We start from the raw sequence: 16957 nt of genomic DNA on the forward strand, positions 1-16957 counted from the left end.
CGATCACAATCATTTAGTCTGAGTAAAAATTTATGAATACAGCGCCTGTTTTCTCTGATTTATTTCAACAAAATAATGACCCTAATCTGACATTTTTATTTAGCCAACTGGAACGCATCGATCTGGTTCTTCAATACCATTTCCATTGCATATCAGGTCAGCGAGGAGATCTCCTTGATGAGTTTTTGTTAACCGAAGAAGACGTTATCGCCAGACTGGATAATCCACTGGGTAAACCTCATTGGCTCAATGATGACTGTCTGGCAATACCACAAACCATCACTCCCGTGGCATCCCGATTCACTGACCTGATTACACGTTTTGAACTGACTGATTTTGAAAGAGATGTTTTGCTGCTGGGTTTACTGCCTCATTTTGATAGCCGCTACTATCACCTGTTTGCGCTGATTCAGGGGGAACAACAATCCCGGCTTCCTTCTTTTTCGCTGGCGCTGGAACTGTTTTGCCATTCAGTGCCGGAGAAACAGGCACAGCAGGCCAGTTTTCTGCATCGGTCGCCTTTGATTGGCTGCCAGCTATTATCCATTGATAGCCGCCAAAAAACGTTGTCCTGGCTCCAGACGCCCTTTATCACTGACAGCGGCGTATATCATTTTTTACTTGGACATCACTATATTACGCCCGCTTTAGAACATTGTGCTGAGTGGATAACACCTACAGAGATCGGCGGTTATCCCGCAGGTTTAAAACAAGCATTGGGTCATGTTCTGTTATCTGAGCACGATGAAATTCGGCCTATTATTTTGTTACGGGGCATGGCTGACAGTGCCAGAGCCTATGCGGTTGCCAATATGATGGCATCGGAAGAACGCCAAACGCTATTGGTGGATATGGCTAAATTGGCTGATAACGATGATAAAACCTTATTCTCCCACATAAAGCCTATTTTGCGGGAGACTCGCATGCGGGGTGCCTGTTTATTGTTGCGAAATTTTTGCTTATTTGCAGAACAGAATAAACAGCGACTGGATCCTCTGTCAGCCTTATTAAACCAACCAGAATTAAGGGTTATTTGTCTGGTTGAACCCTATTCACCGTTAGTATGGCTGAAAAAGATATCGACATTACTGATCGAGATGCCCGTTTTCACCTCGGTAGAAAAAGCCAGATTATTGACGACCGGCTTACCCAATAACTGTTCAAATGATATTGATGTCATCGCCTTAAGCCAACGTTACGCGTTTAATCCCGAAACCCTGCCATTGATTTTGCAAGAGGCGCAACTTTACCAACAGCAGCGAGATCCTTCGGGTATCTTGCAGCAATGTGATATCCGCAAGGCTCTCAATTTACGGGCACAGCAAAATTTCGGTCAATTGGCGCAGCGAATTATCCCTAAACGTTCATTAAAAGATTTGTTAGTCTCCGATGAAATTGCCCGGCAAATACAAGAAATATTCACGGCAATTAAGTATCGGGAACAAATTTTGGCAGGAGGGTTTAAAGATAAGATTGGTTATGGCACTGGTATCAGTGCCCTGTTTTATGGTGATTCCGGCACCGGAAAAACGATGGCAGCAGAAGTGATTGCTCATTATATCGGCGTTGACTTAATCAAAGTGGATTTATCTACCGTCGTGAATAAATATATCGGCGAAACCGAGAAAAACTTATCCCGTATTTTCGATTTGGCCGAGCAGGATGCCGGTGTTTTATTCTTTGATGAAGCGGATGCCCTGTTTGGTAAACGCAGCGAAACCAAAGATGCACAAGACAGACATGCCAATATTGAAGTCTCTTATTTACTGCAACGGCTGGAAAATTTTCCGGGGCTGGTCATTTTATCCACCAATAACCGCAGCCATTTGGACAGCGCTTTTAATCGTCGTTTTACTTTTATTACCCGCTTTACTTATCCGGATGAAATCATCCGCAAGAAAATGTGGCAGGCAATCTGGCCTGAAAATATAAAAATCGCCCAAGATGTGGATTTCGATAAATTAGCCCAACGAACCAGTGTGACAGGGGCGAATATTCGCAATATTGCTTTATTGTCTTCATTCTTTGCCGCAGAAAATAGTCACAATGAAGTCAGCAATGAAAATATCGAAATGGCATTGGAACGCGAATTAGCCAAAGTGGGACGATTAACTTTTTAAAATTCATAGCAAGAAAAATACAAGAAAAATAACTGAATATACTGATTACCTAATAGGTATCAACATAATAAATTAAGAGGATTATTTATGTTTAAAACGCAAACCGTTATTGAAGTTAATAAGGCAATGAAAACTATGCTGGAAAAATATCTGGGTGACAAAATTGCGATTCGTTTTGACTTACCTGAATTAGACACGGTTCAATCAGACACAATGGTGAGTGTTTTTCTTTATGATATCCATGAAGATCTACAGCTTCGAACAACAGAATCCAGAGTGTTTAATGCCGCTTCGGGGCGATTATTGCCGGGTTGGGTCAATATTAAATGTAATTACCTGATTACCTACTGGGAATCGACCAAACCCGCAACAGATGCCAGCAGTCCTGACAGCCAACCTGATAATCAGGCAATACAAGTCATGTCACAAGTCTTGAACGCCTTGATTAATAACCGTCAATTGACGGGAATTCCCGGTGCTTATACTCAGGTTGTACCGCCGAAAGAAAGTTTAAACAGCTTAGGGAATTTCTGGCAATCATTGGGGAATCGCCCACGACTCTCTCTGAATTACTCAGTGACAGTACCAATTAGCCTTACCGATGCTAAAGATAATGCGACTCCGGTAAGCACTGTTTCTTCTACCGTGGAACAAACCGCTTCACTCAGTCAGGAAACGATTAGTCATACTTTGCGGGAATTACTGATTACGGAATTACAGAAACTCCCTGTTACAGAATTGGAAAATCAAGAGAATATTAGGCTGGCACTAAGTAAAGTTGAACTGTTAACGATGAAAGATATTATTATTCCAAGCAACCCAGAAAAAGTCTCTGTATCTCTGTCTGTCTCTGGCATTACCCGCCAGAACTATCTGGAAGAAATCAATAAAATTTTTGAACGCTGGTTAAGTGATAACAATATTATCACCAAGATCGATGATTATGGCATCTGTATTAAAAACATAGAAAAAAGTCATCTTTTCGGCATTTAATTTATTGTTATTTCTATAAATCATTAAATAACGTTTTTCAAATCGGAGTACTATTGTGCATAGTTTTAAACAGAAAGAAGAAAATAAAAATCAATCCTCCCGTCCTAATCAAGATGTTGTCAATGATAGTCATGCAACATCATCAAAAATAGCTGAGTTGAGAAAAAACTTTCAACAATCTGATTCGAATGGAGGGTTCCAAACAGTGCGTCCACGTATTGCCCCGCGCCCATTGACTTTGCGCCCCCAAGCGCCTTTGAGAACAGAGGCATTTCAACAGACCACAAAAGCACCCGTGGCCTCTGAAAAAGTAATTCCTGCCAGTACAACGGCCGTTAATACACAAAATTCAAAAGCAGCACCAACGCCAACAAACAGCGCAAAAAAACCATTTACATTATATCGGGCAGATAACCGAAGCTTAAAAGAGTTGCAAACAAGTAGCCCTGAAGGATTTAAAGCCTGGGTGCATCTTGACAGTGAAAAAGCGAGGAAATTTGCCAGTGTATTTTTGGGTAATGACAATGTTGAGAGTTTGCCCAAGCATATTATTGATGAGATTAATAAATGGAAGAAAGCAGGAACACCTAAGCTAAGTGACCTTTCCACATTTATAAAATATACCAAAGATCGCTCAACCGTTTGGGTTTCTACCGCAGTCAATACTGAAGCCGGAGGGCAAAGCTCAGGAGCACCACTTTATGAAGTATCAATGGAACTTTATGAGATTGGCGTAGATAAAGGAAAATTGATTCCATTGCCAAATGGAAGAACCGGGAATATGAAACCTTCCATTCTTCTTGATACACCGAATCTCGAAGACGCAACAATTATCGCCCTGAATCATGGACCCGTTAATGATGCTGAAATATCCTTTTTAACAACTATCCCGATGAACAATTTAAAACCTTATAAAAGATAAAATCTGAAACCCTAATTAAGGATAGAATCAATATGCCAATACATTCTGATTACCAGAGAAAACCTAAACAGAGAAATCACAATATCCATGAAGCATCTTCATCGTCTCATTTCTCTGATGAAATAATTACACTTCCACATCATTCGGTTAATGACACTCTTACTCGTCAACAAGTTAAGAGAGAATTTATTTGGCAAGGCCATATGGACGCAATTGAAAAAGCATCTAAAAATGGTAATTTTGCTGTTAGTTTTCGGGCGGCGGGTGCGCCAACACTGAGAGCCTTAAGTCAAGGTGCCGCAGCCAAGGGGCATGATATTCTGGAAAAAACCATCAAACCCGGTTCTATCAACAAGGCTTATCCCAAAGATCAAGCGCCTGATGTGATAAAGAAAGTACAGGCTGCGGGTATTGAAGGCTATGTCGGCCACTGGAATAAAGAGACCGGACAGCTTCAAGGTGTCTATATGAGTCGCGATCACGGATTATCAGATGGACAGGTCAATGGAAAAATTTATCCCATCGATTTAGACAATCTCGAAGCCAGCCTTTCGGCCTTGAAAGAAAAAGAGAACTGGGCCGCACTACCCTTCACGGGGGACTATGATATGCATGACATGATCGGTTTCACAGGACAACCTCATTCAGTGCCATCCAATTCATCAGAAGAAAAAAGAATCATTGATCTCATTAATCAATATATCGCCGAATCTGACATAAACCGGCCATTTAACAAGATAGAACATAATGTTATCAGGCATGGACCTCAGGTAAGTTATCCTGCTTATGCGATGGATCAAGAAAAAGAAGAGATAAAAAAGCACGGGGGAATTGTTAAAGTCGTAGCTGAACCCGGTGAATTTCCTGTTGCCATTGTCAGCAAAGGCAAATGGACAATTGCCAACAACATTAATGAACTCAATCAGTTTTATAATAGTATTGGTGCAAAAATGAAAGTCAGCTGGAAACCAGGTGCAGACAATCCCGGGTTCGTTTCCAATTCACAAAAACCGGGCATGGCCAATTTTAACCGGAAAAGATAAAAGCAATTTCCGTGTGATCAAAGTTGTATTCAAAATACCGCTTCACACAAAATATTTTACGGACTCTATTCAACTATCAGGCTGACCTTCAAACTTTATTGACTAAAAACTGGAGTCTATTAGGTATATATCAACATTAATCAGCGATATAAATAAAATCACCATCAACTCAGTGAGTTTATTTATTATCATAATTGATGGGGGTATTCTTAAGCACAAACAAAAAACAAACTCACAGATATTTAAATTAAACTTACAATTAACCACCTAAATTCATTAGTAATATTTTATATTTTATCGCTATCCCATTAATTTTTATTATTTTAATTATCGTTTTTATTTATGTATTAATTTACACAGACAATTGTTGACAAATACTGATGTATATATATTATTGCCACCCAAAGAATGAGGGTATTATTCTAAATCATTGCACTAAATAATTTATTAAAGATAAAAATTAATCAATTTATTCATGTTAATTATTAAGTTAGTAAATAAATGCTATTATATTAAAGAAGGAATACAGGTGTTTACTTCGAAAGAACTTTTAAATTTTATTGCTGTAGCTAAGAATAAATCAATAAACAAAGCAACACAGGAACGCTTTATCACACAGTCACCTATTTGTCGGAGCTTAAAAAAACTGGAGTTTTCATTAGGCGTCAAACTTTTCGAAAGAAAAAGCCAAGGATTAATTTTAACAAAAGAAGGCGAAAGTTTATACAATAAAGTATCAAAAATTCATGAGCAACTTAAAAAAATCGAAAATGATTACAAGAATAATAGATCTCCCTATTAAGAGATTTATCAAAAATACACATGATAATTTAATGTAACGCATAAATTCAAAAACCGCCGTTAACATAATTAACCTGAGTTTTTGGATTTATATTTAATATATTTTATCACTATTCATAGAAATTAAATAAGAAACGTAATATGCCTATATATTTTAGAGAAACAACAAAAGAAAAAACGTGTTCAACACAACCAACTCATTCTTCTGATGACGATATAGACAGCGCTAGATTAGAAATAGGATTAGCTCCAGATACGGCGTTCGGAGACAGTCATGTCAGTTTGAATCAAATTCAAGAATATAAATTTTGGAAAGAACACATATCCCAATATTACAAATGGATGGTTGTTGTTAAAGAACATTTAAAGAGGCTGGATCTAACTTTAAAATCAATGGATTCCGCGGAAACAGCCAATATTAATTTGGCAAAAAATATAGGCTCTACTGCACTACACTCTATATTAAATATAGGAGGGGCTGTAACCGGTGGTGCTATTGGAGGAGCGATAGGAACCGCTATACCAGTCCCAGTTATAGGTACTATAGTTGGTGCGGCGTCAGGATTCGGATTAAGCTATCTTAATAATATAGTTATTAAAAAATTAAATAATAAATTAAGGATCGCACATCCTTATCCTAAAACAAGGAACATGATATTCGACATCAATAACTATGATAAAAATCCTATTACTAAAATAATTAAAAATGAAACTGACAAAAACAACATGAAAGTCACTGCTGCCAACATGTTAACATCACAAGTGGTGAATCAAATAACTCCAATTAAAATTCCTGTATATAAACTTGCTGATCTGGCAGTATCACGTCATAAAGCATCAGGAAAACTCAGCAGTGATAAGGCTGAACATATATTAGATTTCACTAAAAAAATTAGTGAAGTGTTAAATGAAAGCCATTCTGACGCAGTCACTTTTATGCGTAAAGAATATGGCGACAACAAAATGAGTCTTACTGGATTTTCCTCTAGAATAAAGGGCGAAAAATTAACCGCAGATACTATGGTAAGAACTAAAAATAAAATAGAAATTAAAATCAACAGCATTGATAAACAGATATTAAAACTTTTATCAAAAAACAGTGACATATAATTAACTCATAGTAATAAAAATCACCATCAGCATACAATACTTACTCAAAATTAATAACAAGATGCTTAAGTCTCAATTCAGCATTAATATAATGAATAGAACAAGCAGATATAGAAAGAGATTATTTTTCCAAATTAGAAGAATCTTTTTTAAAATAATGAAGGGCAGGCAGAAATCCTTTTCCCCAAAAACACCGCCTTCAATGTTCATTCAATCAAACAAGATGGTAGAAATACCTATGTTTTACTGAATGATATGTCCTCTGATATCGCCATAGATACAGATATAAAAGATATATTTTCAGGAGAAAAAATATGACATACAGTTATGACAACAAAATGATTTATAGGAAAAAGCAAGAATCGAATACGGCATTGGAAGCTTTGCATCTCGATACACCTGATACAGCAGAAGTCTCTGCTGCCTATCAGCGTCAATTGTCTTCTGTCATGAAGGAATTCCAGAATAAAACAGACTCAATTCTTGAGGAATCCAAACAACCTCCTCTCCCCAAGAAAAAGCAACCAACGCCCAAAAAATATTCCAAAAAGGCATTACAAAACTTTGCTGCCCATGCCGGCTATTCGCATAACAACGCTTATCAAGATGAGTTTGTTAACTTTAAGGATAATAATCAAAACCTGGCCCCCGGAAAACTGTTCCCCAGTGTGGAATTAATACCTCAAAAAACCATTGAAATAAACAGACCGACAGGGCCACGGAGAAATAAACTTGCCTATGATATCGAAGATACGTTCAGAAATAACATGGCAAATGAATATCGGATAACAAGTATTCCTGACTTTATCAAAGGATTACGGGATATGTATGAAAAAAATGGACAAACGCTGCACCCGATGACTCAACGCTTGGTTGAAGAGCATATCGCACATAACAATAACATCCTGCCGACGATGGCGGGTATTGCCGGTCTGCATGCCGAAGTACAGGCGTTGAACAAAGTATTTATTAAATCAGATCAGGATGCTGGCGAATCTTCTGATCCCCTCAGTCCGGCGCGTTATGCCAAGGCCATGCTTCAATCATCAATCTTCACCAAACGGTTGACCACGGCAAATGCAGGACAAGACTTTCCGGCTTGTCACAACTGTTCGGGTATCATCCAATCACCCGCTAATGTGATTACGGGAACAGTTGACAGTGCGGGCAGCAATTTTTCTGCGCAATACGCGAAACGCAATCGCTCCCAGTCACTGAGTAAATAAGTGATATTCGTTGTGATCCCGGACAATTTTTTGTTTGTACTCATGTGAAATAAAAGCCTGAGGCACGATCAATTTTTTGTTTTTTCACAGAACGTTAATCATGCCTCAAACAAAAACATCTTAGCAGTACCAGACTCAATACCAACGAAAGATTTTCATTCCCGCAATAAACATCACCACGCCGATTAAACTCAGGATAATGGCTGCCGGGATGGTCTGCATGACATCGCCGCCTTCGATAAATATTTTGCGTATATTATCGGCCAATATGGTCAGCGGCAGGTATTCGACGATATTTGCCATCCACTCAGGGAAGTTTTTGTAGCTGAAGAAGATCCCTGATAACAGAATCTGTATCAAAATCGAGACTTCCAGCAATCCGTTGGCTGTCTGTCCTTTGCGCGCGCGGGATGCCACCAGAACCGCCATGCCTGAGAAGCAGATATTTCCCGCTAATAATAAAAGCAGGAAAGCGGAAAACGACCCCTGCATTTCAACATCGAAGTAGATTTCCGCAAACCAGTAAATAATTAATATTTCAACAAAGTTGATGATGAGACAGGCCAGAATGTGCGCCATCAAAAATGTTGATTTTTTCATCGGTGTGATGCACATCTGGCGTGTCACCCGTGTAATGCGTTTTTCTGCCAGTGCCCAACCGACGGCGATCAGGCAGGTTTCCATGATCGCCATCGCCAACAGTCCCGGTATGAGAAAATCTAAATAGCGCAAGCCGGGGGTTTCCAGAATGAAGAGATCGCGGTCTGCCTGTTCTGCTTTCTGCTGGTTGAGCAGGTAGTATGTCAACAGGGCATCGCTGTTCTGGGGATCAATATAGTGAATGCGCTTTCCCTCCGCATTCTGTTCAATAAACATCTGGATATCACCCCGTTTTAATCCCAGCACCACGGCGTCACGATCGGGATAATATTTGATGCGGTATTTAACCTTAACCAGCTTATCGCGCTTGATTTCATTCTGGTTGATAATGCCGGAGATAACGTGCTCCTGTGCCGCAAGCCCTTCTCCCCACTCTTTGATTTTCTGCTGTTCCGCAATTTCCGTCGGTAAAACAATGCCGACATCCCTTTCAGGAATATTCTGGGATGAAAACGATATACCCAGTAACCAGACCAGCAAGAGCGGAAAGCCAAATGACCAGAACAGAATTTCTGGTTCACGCATATATTGTCTGAACTGGGTCGTCATTAAGTTGATTAGTGCGCTATTCATGGAATCGTCTCCCTGCCAAAGTCATGAACAGGTCATCCAGTGTTTTCTTCCTGACCACCAATTCATTGATATTAACGTTGACTTGTTTAGCAAACTCAAAAAGATAGGCTACAAAACTGGTTGAGTCGTTGATCATCATATAGACCTTATTCTTCTTTTCATCGAACTCATAATTCAGGACTTGGGCATGTTGACTCAATGCCTGTAAACGCTCAGGAAATTGAGTTCTTAATTCCACCCAGTCACCGTGACAATATTGTTTCAGTAAATCATCCATACTGCCCTGCGCGATGATTTCACCCCGGTTCATGATGCAAATGCGATCGCAGAGATATTCCGCCTCTTCCATGTAATGGGTGGTCAGCAGCATGGTCGATTGTTTTTCCCGGTTAAGTTTGCGCAGAATATCCCATGTATCGTGGCGGAACCGGGGGTCCAAGCCGGTCGTGGGTTCGTCCAGGATCAGGATTTCCGGTTCATTCATAATGGCGACGCCAAGTGCCAAGCGCTGACGTTGACCACCCGACAGCCCTTCCACATAGGTTTTACGTTTTTCCGTCAGTTCAATCAGCTCCATGACGTCTTGTGTCCGTTTGCGGGAGCAACCATAGAAACTGCCAAAAAGATTCAGCACTTCTTCAACTTTGAGTTTATTGATAAACAGCGTTTCCTGTAGGACACCGCTGAGACGTTGACGCAGGTAAGGTGAATCTTGTTGCCACGTTTTACCCAACACCCGAACAGTGCCGGAATCCTGTTTTTTCAGGCCCTGCAATATTTCGACCAGTGTTGTTTTACCCGCTCCGTTCGGGCCGAGTAAGCCAATGAACTCACCGCGCTTAACATCCAGCGTAATGCCTTTAAGCGCCTGAAAATCTTTGTAGTTCTTGCGGACTTGATCGAACTCAATCACTTTCTCACGGTCTTGGGTGCCGTGTTGGATACCATGTTTAATACCGTGTTGAATACCCATAAGGTTCCTGTATCTCACTTGGTGATAAATTGGGAAAGGGAAGATAGCTTTGTTTTCAGCAATCCCGTAAATTGCGCCATTCCTGCCTGACTGAAACAGCAGCAATCAATCTGCATGATCGGTGAACCCTTCTCAGAAAGTGTGACATAAATATTGATAGAGTCACTTTCCCACCGGGTGGAAATAGCCTGACTCGGCTGAGTTTGCTCTTCCCGGTGTTCACTTCGCCAATAAGTGCTGAGACGCAGTCCTCCCGGACTTGAATCGACTGTCGGTACTTTGAAGATATCTTGTAATATGTTGATGTTAATTGTCGGATCAGAAACGGCCTTATTGTGTTTTTGACGCCGGAACAGCGCTTGTGGCGGGTTAGGTTCCATAAAAAACAGATCTGCCAGAAAGCGGGGATATAGCTCAGCACGCCGGAAAATTTTGCTGTAAATCCAGCTTCCCGCCCGGATAGCCAAAGAATATATTTTCGGGCTGGCACTCCAGCGTTGTTCAGCCATGACGCCTATCGGCATACTCCACGGGCATTCCATGTGATCATAAGCCCGCAGTATTTTTGCCCTGATATGATCCAGTAATGCAAGCGTTGCGGTTTCTCCTTGTGAAGTCTTATCCATGATTGTGTCCATACAGACAGGCACCGGCATGACACGCAATAAAGGGATCATCAGCGTCTCACTGCCTGACTGTTCCCGCCCTTCCAGCACTGAATTGAGCGAAAAGCGTGACTGTCCCGTCATCTCATGAACAATCTCTGCAACCAGCGTCATGAATACCATCTGCAATGTTGCTCTTTGCTGTTTCGCAAGCACATCCAGTTGCTCGTAGCTGTCATCGGGAAATGGCAGGAGGAATTCGTGATCAATCAGAACATCCTGATTGATATAACGCTCAGGAAAACGCGCGTAAGGGTATCCCGTCAGATGATCTCGCCAGAAAGCCAGATTCTGCTGCCCCTGACGTCGGTAATTTTCCCGTTCATAGCGAACCCATTCACCAATCTGGGTATGAGCCGCAATGGTTAATTGCGGTTTTCTGCCCTGACATCCCTGAGCATAAAATCGCCACAATTGTTGTTCAAACAGATGAATGGCACCACCATCCGCCACAATATGGGGAAAGCATAAAGACAGCATGTGTTTTGCTTCTCCCAGTCGGCATAGTTTAGCGTGCAGATGGGGAGGTGATTTCAGGTCAAATGGGGTATTCAGGAACTGCTGGATACTTTTGTAAATGATCTGTTCCTGTTCAGCGGCATCATGACCCGACAAATCCAACAGGGGCAAGTCAAACGAATCGACATGGCAAGGCCGCTGGACCGGAGCATAATCCAGGATTTCCGTGCGCAGGGAGATATGTGACTGAATCAGGGCATTGATGGCCTGTTCCAGCAAATCTACCCGTAGTTCACCTTCAATCAGGATGCCGACATGATTGTTGACCGTATCCCCGAGCGCACTGGCCACAAACCAGAAGCAGTGCTGGGTATATCCCAACGGGAGCCACGGCTCCCGTCCTTTTTTCCCATAATTTTTCCCATAATTTTTCCCATAATTTTTCCCATAATGATAGACGGATGCTGATTGACGTATCGGCGTTCTGATACTCATTCCTCCCCCTTCTGGTTATCTACAGCGCTGTTCACTTGCTGTTTGTTGCGTAAATCAACTTGCTCCGCCAATTGCGCAATAGAGGGATGTTCATAAATAAATCCGACCGGAAATGCCACTTGCAGCCGTTGTTTGATTTTTGCAATGATTTGCACCGCCATGAGTGAATGACCATTCAGCTCGAAAAAATCATCAAACACTCCCAACGGGCCAATACCCATTTTTTCATGCCAGATATCAGCAATGATTTCTTCTGTCGGATTACGCGGTGGCTGATAATCAACACTCAGCACCGGACGGGGATACAGCTTCTGTTCCTGTGTTTTCTGGGCAGCGGAATGTTTGTCCGTATTCAGACTTTGTTCCGCTGACATGTTTTCCTCTGATTCATGACCGGTATCCGGCAGCGGTAAACCTTGCGTAGAAATGGCGTAAACGCTGTCATCATGAGCCAGCAGACGTTCCAGTAACTGACATCCCTCTTCCGGCTGAATACCGTGCTTAATGACTTCTTGTTCTTCATCCTGATACCACCGGCTCAGGCTATCCACCGCCATTCCCACTTCCCGCCATGAATCCCAACCGATAGCCAGATAGCGGGTCTGACGTCTATTGCCCGAACGGTGTTGATGGTGTAACAGGGCAAAGGCATCTTCATACGCATTAGCGGCACAATAAGCCACCTGACCGACTGAGCCTACCGTGGATGCCAGTGATGAACATAAAACGAAGAAATCCAGTGAATGATGCTTTAAACAGCCATCCAGCACTTGTGTACCCATCACTTTTGAGCGGAAAACCTGAAGGGAGTCTTCTAATTTCCGGTTTTGAATCAACCCTGCATCGGCTATCCCTGCACTGTGGAAAATACCGTGGATCTGTCCGTGCTGGAGAGTGATATCAGTCAGGGCTTTACTGACCCGACGGGCATCGGCTAAATCAGCGGAAATAACAGACACTGAAGCGCCCATCTGCTGTAACTGTTGCAGTAACCGAATATTCTGCGACCGTTTATTGTTGGCATCATGATTGTCGAGCCAATTTGACCACTCATTTTTCGGCGGCAATTCGCTGCGGCTGATGAAGATCAAATGAGGCTGATAGCGGCTCGCCAGATGAGTCGCTATCGTGGCACCGATACCGCCGAATCCTCCCGTGATCAGATAAGTACCGCCCTGCCTGAAAGAGGGTGAAACAGCAACGGGCAATGTGGCCGTTTCAATCAGCGGCAGATAACGGTTTCTGCCACGAATTGCCACGATACTGTCTGAGTTATTACCTGAATTATTGCCTGAATTATTACCTGAGTGATTGCCTGAACGATTGCCTGAATGTCTGACAATCTCTGCCAACAATACCGATAGCGTCCGGGAGGGCAATGAATGGAATAAAGGCAACGACCATTGATTGGCAGACAATGAGATATCGATGCTCTTGCACTCTACCTGTTCAAATTCTTTGGGGATCACGCGACACGGGCCAATCAGCAACGCTTTGGCCGGATCGTTGCGATCATGTTCTGAAATGGCGTGTAACCGGTTAGAGAGAATGTTGATTTTCAGTAAGGTGTCATGCTGGTTTTCCGCTCTGCCCACCGCAAATTGGCGGGCAATGTGCAGCAAGGATTCATAATTCGTGAAAGCCGTCTGCAATGAAATAGAGGATGAGCGAGTTACCGACCATGCGTGAATAATGTCGTTAACCTCAATCTGCCGGGATTTAAACAGCATCGCCAATGCCTGATAATCTTCTTCATGCTGAGGATTAATGGTGATCCGACGCAAGGCGATATTCGCGTTGTAACGCCTGCCCTGTACTACCTGCCAGACTTTTCCGCCATGTTTTTCAAGCTGGACAGCCAACTGCTTACCTACGCCCAATCGATCCATAAAAATCAGGAAAATCTGCCCGTCCAGCCCGATATTATCCATTGATGGCGCAAACATTTGTTTCCAGCGGATCTGGTGGCTCCACTGTTCCAGTGGCAAGCGTCCGGCTTTTGGGGCAGAAAGTTTGGCTTGTGAATGATGAACAAGAGATTGACTGACTAATGTATCCAGACTGTAACGCTGATGCTGGAAAGTGTATCCGGGTAAAGGAAGACGACGGCGCGTCTGCTGCTGATAAAGGGCTGACCAATTGACGGAGACCCCTTGCTGCCATAATTGCCCCAATACATTCAGCAAGTGTTGCCTGTCTGGAACTTCCTGCTTGATGTCCCGTGTACTGCTAAAAACACGTTGGTATGCCAATCCTGCTGCCACCTGCATTCTGGCCAGTCCGCACAGGGCGCTGCCCGGCCCCACTTCCAGCAAAACAGGGACTTTTTGGGGCACTGTTGTTGGGGACATTGCTTTTGGGGACGTTGTTTTTGGAGACGTTGTTTTTGGAGACGTTGTTTTTGGAAATAACAAACACGCAATGCCCTGACTGAATTCGACGGGTTCACGCAACTGGCGCACCCAATAATCCGGCGATGTTGCCTGCTCGCGACTAATCCACTCACCCGTTACACAGGAGATAAATGGCAGATCAGGCGGTGACAGTGTGATGCCCTCAAATACCTGTCTGAATGGCTCAAGACAATCCTCCATCATGGCACTGTGGAAAGCATGGGAAGTATGCAACGCTCTGGTTTCAATACCATCAGCTTCAAGAGTGGCTTCCAGTGACAATATGGCCTCGGTTTCTCCCGATACCACACAAAATTCGGGGGCATTGCACGCAGCCAGTGTTACGCCTTCATGGAGATAACCCTGTAATATCCTTCTGTCCAATCCCACTGCCAGCATTTTTCCGGTCGGCATCTGATTCATTAATTCCGCGCGCTTGGTCACAATCGTCAGCGCATCTTCCAGCGTAAATACGCCGGCAAGACAAGCCGCGACATATTCACCAATACTGTGACCCATACAGGCCGAGGGACGGATACCCCATTCCATCAGCAATTGGCTCAGGGCATACTCGACAACAAACAGGGCCGGCTGGGTATAACGTGTTTCATACAAAGCCGACGTTTTATTGCTTACTGCCGAATCAAAGATCAGCGGGCGAATATCGCGTCCCAACAAGGGCTGCAAAATTGCCGCACAGTGATCAACCACGGCCTTGAATCGGCTTTCCTGCTCATAGTAGCCCCGCATCATGCCGGAGTACTGAGAACCCTGCCCGCTGAACATAAAGACAACGGTTGAAGAGGTCTTTGAAGAAATGCCTGAAGAATTTGTACGTGTAATATTTTCCTGTGCAGCCTGAGATAAATAGTTGTCCAGCACAGCTATGGCATTTGCGTGGTCATGACACACCAGACTGTACCGATAATCCATTTCATTACGGCCAACATGCAGGGTATAGGCGATATCAGCCAATGGCAGTTCAGGGGATTTATCCAGCCAGTTGCGGAATTTCATTAGGTTTCCACGTAATGCAGCCGGTGTTTTGGCTGAAAAGCAGAGCAACTGTTGCGGATGGGCCGGGCCGGATGGCGGAACGGACGGCGCTTCTTCCAGGATCATATGAGCGTTGGTGCCACCCATGCCAAAGGAACTGACACCTGCACGGAGAATGCCCTGACCCTGCCACGCTTTTCCTTCGGTCGGAATATAGAATCTTGAACCTGTCAGGTTAATTTCAGGATTCAGGCGGGTAAAGTTAACCGCCGGAGGCAGGTAGCGGTGGGTCAACATCTGGGCGGCTTTCATCACGCCGGTGACACCGGCGGCAGAATCCGTATGACCAATATTGGCTTTAACAGACGCTACGGCACAAGGAGTTTGAATTTCCCTTTCTTGAAGAATACCTTCCTGAACAGCCAACGCTTCCTGATCATAAGCATTGATCAGGGCCTGCATTTCCATCGGATCGCCAAGATGGGTGGCGGTACCGTGTGCTTCGATATAACTGACACTGTCTGCCGAAACCTCAGCCGCCAGCAATGCGCGCTGGATCACGGATGTCTGGCCTGCAACCGAGGGGGCGGTAAAACCGATTTTCTCCGCACCATCGTTATTGAGTGCTGAGCCTTTTATCACCGCATAAATATGATCACCGCTGTCCAAAGCATCTTGTAACCGTTTCAGCACCACCGTCCCAACGCCATCACCGCTCAGTGTGCCGGATGCTTCTGCATCGAAGGTGCGGCAATGTCCGTCATGGGAGAGAATGCCGCTGCCCTCAAAGTGATAACCACTATGGCATGGAAAACCAATATGTACGCCGCCACCCAATGCCATATCGCACTCTCCGGCCAGCAAAGACTGGCAGGCATAGTGCAAAGCCACCATTGAGCTGGAACAAGCCGAACCGACAGTAAAACTGGGGCCTCTCAGGTTGAGCTTATAGGACACCCGGGTCGAAAGCAGATCCCTGTTATTGCCGAATAACAGTATGTCCGACAAAACTTCCTGCATCACGGCGGAGTGATTCAATAAATAGTGGAATAAATAACTGCTGCTGGATGTACTGGCAAATACGCCGATGGCGCCCGGAAATTTCTCCGGCGCATAGCCCGCATTCTCCAATGCCAGCCATGACGTTTCCAGAAACAGACGTTGCTGCGGGTCCATCGCCTGCGCTTCCCGGGGCGAATAACCGAAAAATTCAGCATCAAAGTCTTCTGGATTGTTGAGTACGGAAGCGTTGCGGATAAAGTCGGCGCGTTCACGCGCCTCCATCGTGACTCCTGCTGTATCCAGTTCCTCATCGCTCAATGGCCTGACAGACTCCACACCGGCAGCGATATTTTGCCAGAATTCATCAATATCATTGGTACCCGCAAACTGCCCCGCCATACCAATAATGGCGATTTCAAAGCCATTTATTTCAGGATCATTCGTTTCAGGATCATTCATTTCAAAATCAGGTGACAGATCCATTGATTGTGTCGTTTGGGCGTTATTGACATCGGTATTATTCATG

At 43.6% G+C, this 16957-nt stretch carries 11 protein-coding genes; 7 read left to right on the forward strand and 4 right to left on the reverse strand.

From position 1 onward, the window contains the following. Window positions 1-32 precede the first annotated feature (32 nt). The 7 genes from FE394_RS09975 (at window position 33) to FE394_RS10005 (ending at window position 8215) form a co-directional block, all read left to right on the forward strand. Entirely contained in the window at window positions 33-2120 is a 2088-nt protein-coding gene (locus FE394_RS09975; protein ID WP_319926240.1) for an ATP-binding protein, read from the forward strand. A gap of 87 nt (window positions 2121-2207) precedes the next feature. Next, window positions 2208-3113 carry a Pvc16 family protein gene (locus tag FE394_RS09980; RefSeq protein WP_319926241.1) on the forward strand — a complete coding sequence of 302 codons (906 nt, stop codon included), beginning with the start codon at window positions 2208-2210 and terminating at the stop codon, window positions 3111-3113. A 55-nt stretch (window positions 3114-3168) separates the two neighbouring features. Next, window positions 3169-4035 (forward strand): hypothetical protein, encoded by an 867-nt coding sequence (locus FE394_RS09985; protein WP_319926242.1) that lies wholly within the window; start codon window positions 3169-3171, stop codon window positions 4033-4035. Between the two features lie 32 nt (window positions 4036-4067). Beyond that, window positions 4068-5078 (forward strand): Insecticial toxin, encoded by a 1011-nt coding sequence (locus FE394_RS09990; RefSeq protein WP_319926243.1) that lies wholly within the window; start codon window positions 4068-4070, stop codon window positions 5076-5078. Between the two features lie 529 nt (window positions 5079-5607). Continuing rightward, a complete protein-coding gene (locus FE394_RS09995; protein WP_319926244.1) occupies window positions 5608-5880 on the forward strand; it encodes a helix-turn-helix domain-containing protein in 273 nt (90 codons plus the stop codon). 140 nt (window positions 5881-6020) lie between these two features. Beyond that, entirely contained in the window at window positions 6021-6989 is a 969-nt protein-coding gene (locus FE394_RS10000; protein WP_319926245.1) for a hypothetical protein, read from the forward strand. Window positions 6990-7303: 314 nt separating this feature from the next. Continuing rightward, the gene (locus tag FE394_RS10005) at window positions 7304-8215 is read left to right on the forward strand and encodes a YwqJ-related putative deaminase (RefSeq protein ID WP_319926246.1); all 912 of its coding nucleotides are present in this window, start codon (window positions 7304-7306) and stop codon (window positions 8213-8215) included. A gap of 135 nt (window positions 8216-8350) precedes the next feature. On the opposite strand, the gene FE394_RS10010 is transcribed toward FE394_RS10005, so the two are convergent. The 4 genes from FE394_RS10010 to FE394_RS10025 are packed head-to-tail and all read right to left on the reverse strand — an operon-like array spanning window position 8351 to window position 16956. Next, window positions 8351-9448 (reverse strand): ABC transporter permease, encoded by a 1098-nt coding sequence (locus tag FE394_RS10010; protein ID WP_319926247.1) that lies wholly within the window; start codon window positions 9446-9448, stop codon window positions 8351-8353. Continuing rightward, a complete protein-coding gene (locus FE394_RS10015) occupies window positions 9441-10421 on the reverse strand; it encodes an ABC transporter ATP-binding protein (protein ID WP_319926248.1) in 981 nt (326 codons plus the stop codon). The genes FE394_RS10010 and FE394_RS10015 overlap by 8 nt, the downstream gene beginning before the upstream one ends. A 14-nt stretch (window positions 10422-10435) precedes the next feature. Continuing rightward, on the reverse strand, window positions 10436-12040 hold the full coding sequence (locus tag FE394_RS10020) for a condensation domain-containing protein (RefSeq protein WP_319926249.1): 1605 nt from the start codon (window positions 12038-12040) through the stop codon (window positions 10436-10438). Then, window positions 12037-16956, reverse strand: coding sequence for a type I polyketide synthase (locus FE394_RS10025; protein WP_319926250.1), 4920 nt, complete (start codon window positions 16954-16956; stop codon window positions 12037-12039). The genes FE394_RS10020 and FE394_RS10025 overlap by 4 nt, the downstream gene beginning before the upstream one ends. Between the last annotated feature and the right edge of the window lies 1 nt (window position 16957).

It is taken from the genome of Xenorhabdus littoralis, assembly GCF_033949345.1.
Classification (GTDB): Bacteria; Pseudomonadota; Gammaproteobacteria; order Enterobacterales; family Enterobacteriaceae; genus Xenorhabdus; species Xenorhabdus littoralis.

Coding starts and splice junctions, on each gene's coding strand:
- FE394_RS09975 (WP_319926240.1), top strand. CDS start 33: ATGAATACAGCGCCTGTTTTCTCTGATTTATTTCAACAAAATAATGAC.
- FE394_RS09980 (WP_319926241.1), top strand. CDS start 2,208: ATGTTTAAAACGCAAACCGTTATTGAAGTTAATAAGGCAATGAAAACT.
- FE394_RS09990 (WP_319926243.1), top strand. CDS start 4,068: ATGCCAATACATTCTGATTACCAGAGAAAACCTAAACAGAGAAATCAC.
- FE394_RS10000 (WP_319926245.1), top strand. CDS start 6,021: ATGCCTATATATTTTAGAGAAACAACAAAAGAAAAAACGTGTTCAACA.
- FE394_RS10005 (WP_319926246.1), top strand. CDS start 7,304: ATGACATACAGTTATGACAACAAAATGATTTATAGGAAAAAGCAAGAA.
- FE394_RS10010 (WP_319926247.1), bottom strand. CDS start 9,448: ATGAATAGCGCACTAATCAACTTAATGACGACCCAGTTCAGACAATAT.
- FE394_RS10015 (WP_319926248.1), bottom strand. CDS start 10,421: ATGGGTATTCAACACGGTATTAAACATGGTATCCAACACGGCACCCAA.
- FE394_RS10020 (WP_319926249.1), bottom strand. CDS start 12,040: ATGAGTATCAGAACGCCGATACGTCAATCAGCATCCGTCTATCATTAT.
- FE394_RS10025 (WP_319926250.1), bottom strand. CDS start 16,956: ATGAATAATACCGATGTCAATAACGCCCAAACGACACAATCAATGGAT.